Origin of the sequence: Paenibacillus sp. FSL R5-0701, from assembly GCF_037973995.1 — a bacterium.
Lineage (GTDB): Bacteria > Bacillota > Bacilli > Paenibacillales > Paenibacillaceae > Paenibacillus.
The window spans coordinates 6,293,144-6,306,162 of record NZ_CP150230.1 but is presented as its reverse complement, the minus strand read 5'-3'; the positions used below and the strand labels follow the sequence as shown (position 1 = coordinate 6,306,162).

9 protein-coding genes are annotated in these 13,019 nt (G+C 47.5%); 6 read left to right on the top strand and 3 right to left on the bottom strand.

The window, feature by feature from the left end; all coding sequences use genetic code 11:
- Positions 1-4: 4 nt before the first annotated feature.
- Positions 5-1,216: a sensor histidine kinase gene (locus tag MKZ13_RS27815; protein WP_339179776.1), complete on the bottom strand. Its 1,212-nt coding sequence runs from the start codon at positions 1,214-1,216 to the stop codon at positions 5-7.
- A 211-nt stretch (positions 1,217-1,427) separates the two neighbouring features.
- On the opposite strand from MKZ13_RS27815, the gene MKZ13_RS27810 reads away from it, so the two are divergent.
- Genes MKZ13_RS27810 through MKZ13_RS27800 form a run of 3 tightly spaced genes read left to right on the top strand, consistent with a single transcriptional unit; the run spans position 1,428 to position 4,745 of the window.
- Positions 1,428-2,363 (top strand): ABC transporter ATP-binding protein, encoded by a 936-nt coding sequence (locus tag MKZ13_RS27810; protein WP_339179773.1) that lies wholly within the window; start codon positions 1,428-1,430, stop codon positions 2,361-2,363.
- A gap of 14 nt (positions 2,364-2,377) precedes the next feature.
- Positions 2,378-3,574, top strand: coding sequence for an ABC transporter permease (locus MKZ13_RS27805; protein ID WP_339179770.1), 1,197 nt, complete (start codon positions 2,378-2,380; stop codon positions 3,572-3,574).
- Entirely contained in the window at positions 3,567-4,745 is a 1,179-nt protein-coding gene (locus MKZ13_RS27800; RefSeq protein ID WP_339179768.1) for an ABC transporter permease, read from the top strand. The genes MKZ13_RS27805 and MKZ13_RS27800 overlap by 8 nt, the downstream gene beginning before the upstream one ends.
- 105 nt (positions 4,746-4,850) lie before the next feature.
- On the opposite strand, the gene MKZ13_RS27795 is transcribed toward MKZ13_RS27800, so the two are convergent.
- Positions 4,851-5,675, bottom strand: a complete 825-nt coding sequence (locus MKZ13_RS27795) for a flagellar motor protein MotB (RefSeq protein WP_221824030.1) — start codon at positions 5,673-5,675, stop codon at positions 4,851-4,853.
- Positions 5,659-6,456, bottom strand: a complete 798-nt coding sequence (locus tag MKZ13_RS27790; protein ID WP_339179764.1) for a flagellar motor protein — start codon at positions 6,454-6,456, stop codon at positions 5,659-5,661. Before MKZ13_RS27790 ends, MKZ13_RS27795 begins: the two co-directional genes overlap by 17 nt.
- 169 nt (positions 6,457-6,625) lie before the next feature.
- On the opposite strand from MKZ13_RS27790, the gene uvrB reads away from it, so the two are divergent.
- The 3 genes from uvrB (at position 6,626) to MKZ13_RS27775 (ending at position 12,837) form a co-directional block, all read left to right on the top strand.
- A complete protein-coding gene (gene uvrB, locus MKZ13_RS27785; protein WP_091013102.1) occupies positions 6,626-8,617 on the top strand; it encodes an excinuclease ABC subunit UvrB in 1,992 nt (663 codons plus the stop codon).
- Positions 8,618-9,427: 810 nt separating this feature from the next.
- Complete coding sequence (uvrA, locus tag MKZ13_RS27780) at positions 9,428-12,286, top strand: excinuclease ABC subunit UvrA (protein WP_339179760.1); 2,859 nt, start codon at positions 9,428-9,430, stop codon at positions 12,284-12,286.
- A gap of 338 nt (positions 12,287-12,624) precedes the next feature.
- Positions 12,625-12,837, top strand: coding sequence for a hypothetical protein (locus MKZ13_RS27775; RefSeq protein WP_017692026.1), 213 nt, complete (start codon positions 12,625-12,627; stop codon positions 12,835-12,837).
- Positions 12,838-13,019: the final 182 nt, after the last annotated feature.

Genomic DNA, 13,019 nt, shown 5'->3' with positions numbered 1-13,019 from the left:
TTTTTCAGAGTATATCCATCTGGTTCGTTATTGGAATGCGTGTAATCACTGTATACGGATAAGCCGATTGGATCTCCAAGGTACCTCCCACCATTTGTGTACGCAGAAGCATGCCTTCCTGTCCTATGCCATTTCGCTTGGAAGAAGAAGGACTGATTTTGCCATCATTACTTACACTCATACAGACTTCCTGATCCCCGAATACCAACTCCACTGTGATCGAAGAAGCATTACCGTGTCGCAGGGCATTGGTCAAGGCTTCTTTGGCATTTTTGAACAAAACGATTTGTATGCTGGGATACAGCACATGAGATGGGCCATGAACTTCATAATTTGTCTTCACGCCGGTATCTCTGCCCACTTCCTCTAGGAGACGATCCAGGTCGTAGGCTTGGGATGCATAGGAATTAGGTTGCAGTTTGTGCAGTGTGCTGCGCATATCATCCATACTATCGGCCAATTGATCGCGAATCTGTCTCACCATTTCCGTTCCTTGTTCCATATTCAGGGGGAGGGTCAGCAGGGCGGCTTCCGACATCATTTTGGTGCGAATCAGTCGATGCCCGATATCGTCATGAAGCTGTCTGGAGATACGGGTACGTTCCTCTGCCTGAGCCACTCCTTCAAGTTGCTTTGTAAATAACAGCAGCTGCGCACGAGTTTCTTGTAGCTCGTAATGTTTGCTGCGAAGTTCGTCATAGACTTGTTCCAGTTGTCCACGGCTGTTCGCCGTTCTTGATCCCTGCCAGGACAGAGCCGCTGTGATGAGCAGAAGCAGGTTGCCAAGAACTATCGCAGTTGTCTCTGCGGAGAGTAATGTAGTGGCGGTTGTATTTAGTGTGGTTAACCCTGGCTGCGGTGCCTGTGGGTCAGAATAATGCCAATGCAAAGCGACATTGTTAGCGATAAGCTGAATTGCAAACATCAACCATCTCCGACTTCCCTCCAGTCTGTATATATACACGTAGAGTACGGATAGAGAGAGGAATAGCAGGAATGGTCCATACGAAGCAATCAGCCAGCAGCCCCAGAGTATTTCGGCCAGAAGCAACAGCCACTGCTGTGTACTTGAACGATTGAAATCTTTCCACACGGAGAGTCCAAGTGCAATGATGATATACAGGGTGTAGACGGCTTCATTTTCCAAGGGCAGCATCAACATGTACAGTACTGCTGGAACGATAATTAATCCATATTGCAGAAGCCGCATCGGCATATGTAAATGACATCCTTTATATAAAAAGTGGAGTAGAAAATCTCTTGGTAATGCGCCCTTGATTATACCATAAGCAGCATTCGAATCAGGAGATGAATTAAGTCACCTTCGATTCATGACTTTTTGTACCTTCGCTACATATTGCGATCCGTTACAATAAAATTATGAAATCCAGCGGCGAAGGCCGAAACGGAAGAGGGGCGTAAAAGGGATGGGTATACTTGAAGTGGATCATGTAGTAAAACGATATGGCAGCAAGCTGTCCGTGGATCATTTGAACCTTAGTGTTGGTAAAGGCGAGATTTTTGGATTGCTTGGGCCCAATGGAGCAGGAAAAAGTACCACCATCAGCATGATTGCAGGGCTCCTGAATATGGATCAGGGTGAAATCAGATTAGATGGGATCTCGGTCAAGGAGCGACCGCTTGAAGTAAAGCGCAAGATCGGTCTCGTTCCGCAGGATCTGGCTTTATACGAAACGATGTCTGCTGCGGAGAATGTGACCTTTTTTGCCAGACTGTATGGACTGCGTGGGAAATTGCTTAAGGAAAGAGTGCAGGAGTCTCTTGAATTTGTAGGGTTACAGGATAAAGCAAATGATGCCCCCTCGACCTTCTCTGGCGGTATGAAACGCAGGTTAAACATCGCATGTGCGATTACACATCGCCCGGATCTCATTATTATGGATGAACCTACAGTTGGCATTGATCCGCAATCTCGGAATCATATTCTTGAATCGGTACGCACACTTAACAAGATGGGTTCAACGATCATATATACAAGTCATTACATGGAGGAAGTGGCGGCGATTAGTCACCGGGTCGCGATTATGGATCAGGGGCGAATCATTGCCTGTGGGACTGAAGCGGAGCTGAGAGAACGGGTAGCATCGGAGGAAAAAGTAGTGCTCTCCACTTTCGGTATCGGTCCCGACGCCGTGGAAGAACTGAAACTTCACCCCCGTGTGCGGATGGTAGACGTTTCAGAGAATACACTGACCATTACGCTGCCTTCGGCACAGCAGGATCTCCAGGATCTGCTCTTCATTTGCAGCAAACATGAAGTATCCATTCAGTCGCTCAAGGTCGAAGAGCCGGATCTGGAAACGTTGTTCCTCAATCTGACCGGGCGTACGCTTCGGGACTAGGGGGAGAACAAGAGATGAATATATGGCATATTTGCATCTTTGAATTGAAACGTATTCTTAAGATTCGATCTGTGGTGTTAAACCTGTTTATTTTGCCGTTGTTACTGATTTTTATATTGGGTACGGCACTTTCCAGTACGATGGGTACGGCGGATGATGTTATTCCGGATACTGTACGTGTGGGAATTATCCATTTGAGTACTGAATCAGGTGGAGGATCAAGTACGGTTAATCAAGCGCTGGATACATTCGTTAAATCCCCGGAAGTGGCTGAGATGATCAAGGTGCAGAACTTTATGACTGAAGAAGAGGCTGTCCATTCGCTGCGTACTGGCAAGCTCGACTTTGCCGTAATGATTCCTTCAGATTTTGAGCAGAACGTGATGATGGGGAAAGAGGCCAGGTTGCAATGGATACGTGGAAAGGACAGCACGCTCAATACCTTGGGCGAAACCTTGTTCACACGGTTTACGGATGAATGGAATCGACAGATGGCGATTAGCAAAGTGTTAGGCCCGGAAGTGACTGCTGCCATGACCTCTGGCTTGGAGTCTAATGGAGCGAACTCGACTTCCATTACTGTCATTAATCCCGGAAAGACAGGTACGTCCTACAGCGCCTCCCAATACTATGCAGCTTCCATGCTGGCGATGTTCATGTTGTATTCGGGTATGACAACAAGTACCAGCCTTTTTGGAGAGCGGGATAACCGAACGCTGACCCGCCTTCAGGCTGCGCCGATAGGTAACGGAGTGATCTTTGCCGGGAAAATTGCCGGCAATAGTCTGCTCGCTTTTTTACAGGCAACGACGATCATCCTTATGACATATTGGTTCTACGGTGTAGATTGGGGAACGTATCCTGGGTATATTGTGCTAACTTGTGTTCTCATCACTTTGGCATCTATGACCCTCGGCATTATTGTATCCCTGGTATGCAAAAGCACGGCATCGGCCGGTGCAACCTTACAAGGCATCATTATTGTCATGACATTCATCAGTGGTGGGTTCAGGCCCATTCCGGTTGATTTGGTGCAACGTCTTAGCGAATTTACAGTTAATCACTGGGCGCTCCAAAGTTTTCTGAGAATGATGCTGGATGCACCTGTAGGAGAGATAGTATATAACATACTGATGCTAGGCGTGGTATGCGCTGTTTTACTGGCTATCTCAGGATTGATCTATAGAAAGGCAGGATATCGATATGAATAGTCTGCACATAGCCTGGTTGATGATCAAACGTACACTTGGCCGTAAAATGGGCTTCATTACGTTTCTACTTCTGCCTTGCCTGGTGGTTACAGGTGCGGTAGCTCTTTTTGGAAGTGAGCAGAGTACACGCACGGTCATTCCCTACGTCAATGAAGATGCAGGGGTGGCAGGGACATGGATGATTCATGAACTTACTGGCAAAGAGGAATATTTGCTCAAGCCAATGAACAACGAAGCAGAAGTGAAGGAAGCTATCGCTCAGCAAAAAGGAAGTTCTGGCATCATCATTCCGGCACATTATACGGAGGATCTGTTACAAGGAAAGCCAACCGAAATTCAATTGGTGGAACTGCGTATAAGTGAAAGTTCCTATACCCTACGAGCAGCAGTTGAAGGTTTAACGAGCGGATTGCAACAATCTGCTTCAGCTGTTAAGGTGGCCGCAGGCCCCGTCTCAAGTGAGACGGATATACTATCGAGTACACAGAAGCCATTTGAACAGCTCTTACAGGAGATAGGAAAACATCAGGTTACTGGTGAAGTCACCGATCTGCAGATCTATCCCAAGCCAGGCCTGAACAATGTGACTGGATTTACAATCATGTTTATGATGGGGCTACTGACCAGTGCAGTGGCTGTGATAATGGAAGATCGCAGGAAACGTACGATGGCCAGAGTATATACGGCACCCGTCCGTGCATATGAGATTGCGCTTGGTAATTTCCTGGGCAGCTTTGTCATTGGTATGATTCAGATTGTGATGGTTCTAGGAGTCAGCAGGTGGCTGCTGCATTATGATGCCGGTATTCCTTTTGGCATTCATTTCGTCATCTTGGCCGCATTCATGCTGGTCTCCATGGGGATCGCAAGTACCGTGGCAGGATTAATTCGTAATCCCAAAAATGCGAATATGCTGAATTCACTTGTTATTATGCCAACCTGCATGATAGGCGGTTGTTTCTGGCCAATCTCGTTGATGCCGGACTATATGCAGAAGCTCGCTAACTTTGTTCCACAGAAGTGGGCGATTCAGGCGGTGGAGACGATCTCTGCTGGCGGTACATTGTCGGATATTACATTGCCGTTATTGATTTTGTTTGGCATGGCTGCCATTTTGCTGACTGTAGGCTCTGCGATTCTACGCCCTAGCCAGCCAGGAGTAGAGGCATAAATAAGGTTTATACGACATAAAAGAAAGCACGCTCTGCTGAATTGAATTCAGTTAGAGCGTGCTTTCTTTGCATGAGTAATGTTGCATTATGTGAGATATGGATGATTAAGGCTGGAGCTGACGCAGGACCGTTATTTCAACCCGACGGTTCTTTTGTCTTCCGGCGGCTGTGGTGTTGTCACCCGTTGGGCGAGTATCCGCGTATCCAGCATACTGGAAGCTGTCCGGGTTAAGCTTCTCTGTATCCAGAAAGAATCGCAATACAGACAGTGCACGTTCTCCTGAAAGCTGCCAGTTATCGGTATAGGCGGAGTTAGCTCCCACAGGAATGTTATCGGTGTGACCCTCAATGCTGACAACGGTATTTAGATCACGGAACAGGCTGGCAAGTTTACTGAGCGTTGGTGCTGCACCATCCTTTAGAGCGGCCTGTCCCTGATCAAACAAGAAGCGGTCACTAAGTGTAATGGATAGGCCCTGTGGCTTGTCCGCAACAAAAATCTGATTTTCCAGTTTATTATCCTCAATATATTGGGTAATCACATTGAACAGATTTTGCAATTCCTGCTCCTGTGATCTGAACTGTTCTTCCCGTTCTGTGAGGGGTTTGTTGTCATCATCTGGTGTTGCAGTTTCTTCACCTTCTGAAGGGTCTTCACCCTGCACCTCGGATGGCGGAGTCTCTGTAATCGTCTGTCCGGGCTTCTCACCGAGTCCCTCACCAAGCTCAAGGATAGAGTCGGACGCATTGAATGTATTTTGTAACGATTGAGTAACGACGTCATATTTACCTGAATCCAGATTGCTCATGGCATACATGATGACAAAAAAGATCAAAAGTAGAGTTATGAGATCGGCATAAGTAATCATCCAGCGATCCCGATGATCGATAGTTTCACGTTTTCCGCGCCGTTTACTGCGCCGACTCATCCAATCCCTCCTTTGTTAGGGGGCGTATATGCTGACGATGTGTAAGGGTGAAGGACTCCAGTCTTTTGCGTACAAGCTGGGGATTCTCACCGTTCTGAATGGCAAGTACACCTTCGAGAAGCATTTCCATGGTCTGCACTTCATCGGCACCTCTGGATTTGATCTTGGAGGCAATGGGCAAAAAGATAAGATTGGCACTGGCGACCCCATACAGGGTTGCGGTAAAGGCAACAGCAATGGCAGGTCCGAGTCCTGTGGGATCGGTCAAACTGCCAAGTACCTGAATAAGTCCCATCACGGTTCCGATGATCCCCATGGTTGGAGCGTACCCACCAGCGGATTCAAATATTTTGGCATAGCCCTCATGTTTTTGTTCAATCGAGTCAATCTCCATCTCCAGGATCTGGCGAACCACATCCTGATCGGTACCATCAACAACCATCTGAATTCCATCTTGCAAAAATGGATGCGGATGATCCATAACCTTGCGTTCCAATGCAAGTACACCTGAGCGGCGTGCGATTGAAGACATCTCCACCAGTTCTTCAACCCATAAGCCTGATTCATTATTGTTACGTCCAAAAGCCATACGCAGAGCAGCTGGAATCGTACGAAGGCGATGCGCCGGAAAACTGGCAACCACAGCAGCAATCGTTCCACCGAATACAATTAAAGCAGCCGTTTTTTGCAGGAGACCGGACAATTGGCCACCTTCCCACAAAAAACCGCTAATGACTGCGGCAATTCCGGCAATAATACCGATAAGTGTCGCAATATCCATAAATTAACCCACTCCTATCTTCATTTCACGTTTGCATCACTAAAACGAACGAGGTATAATTAAACGGGAACAAATATTCCTATTACTATAAGTTTTCCCATATGAAAATTCGGGGAACTTCGACAATATATAGTGACTATTATTTTAGACGATAGGGTGAGATACGGCAATGAGCGATATTATAATGAGCGACAAAACGTTCGAAATCGAGTCAGAGTTTTCTCCCCAAGGTGATCAGCCTGCAGCCATTAAAGAATTGGTGAAGGGTGTTCAGGAGGGGAAGAGGTACCAGACACTGCTGGGTGCAACGGGTACGGGTAAGACGTTTACGATAGCCCAGACGATAGCCCAACTGCAACGTCCGACGCTGATTATTGCACACAACAAAACATTGGCAGCGCAGCTTGCAAGTGAGTTCAAAGATTTTTTTCCTAACAACATGGTTGAGTATTTTGTCAGTTATTACGATTATTTCCAGCCAGAAGCGTATATCCCGTCCTCCGATACGTATATCGAGAAGGATTCAAGTATTAATGAAGAGATCGACAAACTGCGTCACGCAGCGACCAGTTCGTTGTTTGAGCGCAGGGATGTCATCATTGTAGCGAGTGTATCCTGTATTTATGGTTTGGGTTCACCGCACTCGTATTCAAGCATGTTGCTATCACTCCGGGTAGGCATGGAGAAACCGCGCAATCAGATTTTGTCCCGTCTGGTAGAGATTCAGTATCAACGGAATGATATTAACTTTGTACGGGGTACATTCCGTGTCCGTGGGGATGTCGTAGAGATCTTCCCTGCCTCCAAGGGCGAACATGCAATTCGGGTTGAATTGTTTGGTGATGAGATCGAGAAAATTACGGAGATTGATGTGTTAACCGGAGAACTGATTGGCGAACGTGAACATATTGCCATCTTCCCGGCGTCTCACTTCGTAACGCAAGAAGAGACGATGAAGGTTGCGCTGGTGAACATTGAGCGTGAACTGGAGGAGCGTCTTGAAGTGTTGCGTGAACAAGGGAAGTTGCTGGAGGCTCAGCGACTGGAGCAGCGCACACGGTATGATATCGAGATGATGAAGGAAGTTGGCTTCTGTTCGGGGATTGAGAACTATTCCGGTCCGCTGACTTTCCGCGAACGCGGCGATACCCCATACACATTGATGGATTACTTCCCGGATGACATGTTGATTGTGGTTGATGAGTCTCACGTGACTCTGCCACAGATCCGTGCGATGTACAATGGTGACCAGGCGCGGAAGACAGTATTGGTTGAACATGGATTCCGTCTGCCGTCAGCGCTGGATAATCGTCCGCTCAAATTCGAAGAGTTCGAAGGCAAGATGGATCAGATTATCTATGTATCGGCCACACCAGGCCCGTATGAGATTGAGCATACCGATACGATGGTGCAACAGATTATTCGTCCAACCGGACTGCTTGATCCAATCATTGAACTGCGTCCAACAAAGGGACAGATCGATGACTTGATTGGTGAGATTAATGACCGGATTGCCAAAGACGAGCGTGTGTTGATTACAACATTAACGAAGAAGATGTCCGAGGACCTGACGGATTATCTGAAGGAAGTTGGAATCAAGGTTCGTTATCTGCACTCCGAGATCAAGACATTGGAACGGATGGCGATTTTACGTGATTTAAGGTTGGGCGTTTTCCATGTGCTAATCGGAATCAACTTGCTCCGGGAAGGTCTCGATCTGCCCGAAGTTTCCCTCGTCGCTATATTGGATGCCGATAAGGAAGGATTCCTGCGTTCCGAACGCTCACTGATCCAAACGATTGGTCGTGCGGCACGGAACAGCGAGGGTCGCGTTATTCTTTATGGTGACAAAGTAACGGATTCGATGGATAAAGCGATAAAGGAAACAGAACGTCGTCGCGCAATCCAGATCGAGTACAACGAGAAACATGGAATTACACCACAGACGATTCGCAAAAAAGTACGTGATGTGATTGAGGCAACCAAAGTTGCCGAATCCAAGAAAGACTATCTCACAGGCGCAGCCGAGAAGATGTCGAAGAAAGATCGCCAGGCGCTTATTCAGCGCTTAGAGGTAGAGATGAAAGATGCAGCCAAAAACCTGCAGTTTGAGCGTGCTGCCGAGCTTCGCGATGCGTTGCTGGAACTTCGCGCCGAATAAGATACTGCTCATTCATATGCTCCAGTAAAGATGGATCTGTAACAAGAGAACGGCCAATTGGCCGTTCTCTTGTTGAGTAAGGAAATCATTGATATCTACCGATAATTAGAGATGTTGAAATCTTGAAATCAGGTCTATACTGATAGAAATGTTGAAATTGGTTAAAAGGTTTATAGGAAAGCAATTGGGAGTCGTGTTCCCCTGAGAGTCGAGAGCGCCCTGGTGTTGACCTCGGAGCCGAGCCAAAGGCAATGGCGACCTGCCGCGATCAAGGCGAAGCTGAGAGCGTCCCGCTCTTGACCTTGGAGCCGAGCCGAAGGCAATGGCGACCCTGTCGCGACAAAGGCGAAGCCGAGAGCGCCCCGGTGTTGACCTTGGAGCCGAGCCAAAGGCAATGGCGACCATGCCGCGACCAAGGCAAAGCTGAGAGCGTCCTGCTCTTGACCTTGGAGCCGAGCCGAAGGCAATGGCGACCATGCCGCGACCAAGGCGAAGCAAAGAGCGTCCCGCTCTTGACCTTGGAGCCGAGCCGAAGGCAATGGCGACTTGTCGCGAACGTGGCGAAGCCGAGAGCACCACCTCGCAGTAGAGCGGCCGTATAAGGTTCCGGCAATGAGCCGGAACCTTATACGGAGCCGCGGGCACACGACCACCCTTCACATAGCAAGACCCGACCCCTCACCGTTGCACCGCTTGTTTCGGGTGTCCAGAGGGTTGCGCCCTCTGGGGCCCTCCCTTGGAAGGGAGGGTTTGGGAGGGATCGAAAAGCCTTTAAAGGTTTGGATTAACACACTGAGAGGATGAATACTATTGGCGAGCGATAACATTGTCATTAAAGGCGCACGAGCGCATAACCTGAAAAATATCGACATTACCATCCCGCGTGACCGCTTTGTTGTATTGACCGGCCTGAGTGGCTCAGGCAAGTCCTCGCTGGCTTTTGACACGATCTATGCCGAAGGACAGCGGCGTTATGTAGAATCATTGTCTGCTTACGCACGGCAGTTTCTGGGACAGATGGAGAAACCGGATGTGGATTCCATCGAAGGATTATCTCCTGCCATTTCAATAGATCAGAAAACAACAAGCCGTAACCCACGTTCCACAGTAGGAACGGTGACCGAAATCTACGATTATCTGCGTCTGTTATTTGCACGTGTGGGCCATCCACATTGTCCGGACCATGGGGTGGAAATTAGCTCCCAAACCGTAGAACAAATGGTTGACCGCATTATGCAATATCCAGAGCGTACCCGGTTGCAGATTTTGGCACCCATTATCTCGGGGCGTAAGGGCGAGCACAAAAGTGTATTTGCTGATGTATCCAAACAGGGTTTTGTCCGTGTACGGGTGAACGGGGAACTGCGTGACCTGTCAGAAGATATTCAATTGGAGAAAAACAAAAAGCATACGATTGAAGTCGTTGTTGACCGGATCGTTGTTAAAGATGATGTACAGGCGCGTCTGGCCGACTCCATTGAAACGGCACTTACTTTGTCCGGTGGACAACTCCTGGTGGACATTATGGGCGAAGAAGAGCTGCGCTTCAGTTCCAACTTTGCCTGCCCGGTGTGTGGATTCAGTATTGAAGAGCTTGCACCACGGATGTTCTCATTTAACAGTCCCTTCGGGGCTTGCCCGGATTGTGATGGGTTAGGTGTCAAAATGATCGTTGACCCTGATCTGCTGGTACCAGATCGGACTAAGACCATCGAAGATGGAGCTTTTGATGCTTGGACAGGTGGTACATCCACCTATTATCCGCAGTTCCTGAAGTCAGTATGTGAGCACTTCAACATTCCGCAAAATGTACCTGTCGAAGATCTGCCAGCTGAGCAGATGAACAAGTTGTTGCAGGGTACAGGTACGGAGAAAATCCGTTTCCGTTATGAGAATGATTTTGGACAACGTAAGGAAGCACTGGTTACCTTTGAAGGTATCGTGAATAACTTAGAGCGTAGATATCGTGATACAGCATCTGAAGGTATCCGTGAATTTATTGAGGGTTACATGAGTGCGAAGCCTTGTGGTACATGTAAAGGTCAGCGTCTGAAACGCGAGAGTCTTGCGGTTACGATCAATGATCACAACATGGCCTATGTGACTAGTTTGTCCATTGGTGAAGCTGGCCGATTCTTCGATTCATTGGAATTGACGGAGAAGGAGCAGACGATTGCCAAACTGATTTTGAAAGAAATCAACAGCCGTCTCGGCTTCCTGGTGAATGTTGGTCTGGATTATCTTACACTGAGTCGTGCTGCCGGAACATTGTCCGGTGGGGAAGCGCAGCGGATCAGACTGGCCACACAGATTGGTTCCAGCCTGATGGGTGTACTGTATATTCTCGATGAGCCAAGTATCGGTCTGCATCAACGGGATAATGACCGTCTGATCTCAACACTTGCGCATATGCGAGACATTGGTAACACGTTGATCGTGGTTGAACATGATGAGGATACGATGATGGCTGCCGATTATATTATTGATATTGGCCCAGGTGCAGGTATCCACGGTGGTACCATCATGTCACAGGGTACACCGGAGGAGATCATGAACGATGAGAACTCCTTAACCGGTCAATATCTGAGTGGACGCAAGTTCATTCCGATTCGTACAGAACGTAGAAGTGTAGGAGACCGTTGGTTGGAAGTACGTGGAGCCAAAGAAAATAACCTGAAGAATCTGAACGTGAAGATTCCAGTGGGCGTATTTACTGCGGTAACGGGTGTGTCTGGCTCAGGTAAATCCACATTGATTAATGAGATTCTCTACAAAACGCTGGCACGTGATCTGAACCGTGCTCGGGTACGCCCGGGTCAACATAAAGAAATTCGTGGTCTGGAGCATATCGATAAAGTTATCGATATTGACCAGTCGCCAATCGGGCGGACACCACGTTCCAACCCGGCTACGTATACAGGTGTCTTTGATGATATCCGGGATCTGTTTGCTCAGACGAACGAAGCCAAGGTACGTGGATACAAGAAAGGCCGGTTCAGCTTTAATATCAAAGGTGGACGGTGTGAAGCCTGCCGTGGAGACGGCATTATCAAGATTGAGATGCACTTCTTGCCAGACGTTTATGTTCCTTGTGAAGTCTGCAAAGGCAAACGATACAATCGGGAAACGCTTGAAGTGAAATATAAAAACAGAAATATTTCCGATGTACTGGAAATGACGGTTGAAGATGCAACCCAATTCTTCGAGAACATTCCGAAGATCCATCGCAAAATGCAGACACTGATGGATGTGGGTCTGGGTTATATCAATCTGGGGCAACCTGCAACCACATTGTCTGGTGGTGAAGCCCAGCGTGTGAAGCTTGCTTCCGAGCTGTATCGTCGCAGTACGGGGAAAACCATCTACATCCTCGATGAGCCGACTACGGGTTTGCATGTCGATGATATCGACCGTTTGCTGAACGTATTACACCGTCTGGTTGATTCCGGGGAATCGGTGCTAGTGATCGAGCATAACCTGGATGTGATCAAAACGGCAGACTATGTTGTTGATTTGGGTCCAGAAGGCGGTAGCGGTGGAGGAACCATTGTTGCAACTGGAACACCTGAGGATATCGTTAAAGTGGAAGCTTCTTATACCGGCAAGTACTTGAAGCCAGTTCTTGAGCGGGATACCGAGCGGAGTAAGGCGCTGCAATTGGTAGACTAAGGTTCTCTACCCAGTAGTTATATCAATATGAAGTAGCAGTAATGGCCCTTCTTTTCGAAAAGGTAAAGACGTTGGATTACGATCTGATGTGCTCTCCTTCCGAGAAAGAAGGGCTTTTCATTTTGAGTAGGAACAGTGTTTCCTTTGGACTAAGGTTATTTCGTGAAAGTGTTTACATATGCATTATGACGAGCATTACAGGAATATTCGGCCAAATTGGCTTTTTTTCATTTTTATGGATGATAGGGCTTGCATTACAAGCAGGGTACAGATAACATAGAGGAAGATATTAGGGTATGCGTTAGCTGTTCAACTATGGTAAGGAGGTCTGTCTATCCATGCTGTTTGCAGAAGCTGCCACGGCGAGTACATCGAATTTTAATGCATTTGATATTTTTGTCATCTTATTTACGATCCTGATTTTCATCGGAGTCGTTCGGCTTCTTCGGGCACCGAAGAAGAATCTGTTTGCAATCGGATTTGCAGTAGTCAGCCTACTGGTATTTCTGATGACAGACTATGCGATGATAACAGGTTGGTTTGCTCAGTAGGAATGCCACTGAAGTGAATGGAATTTAAGCTAAAAGAGTATGGAGGAACACTTTCCACGGGAGACATGGAGGGTGTTTTTTTTCGTTTATATTGAGCGATTGAACAAGATTATACCTTCTCTACTAAAATAGGACTTAAAACAATTGTATATCCAGATTCTGTATGATACATTGAGGGATAC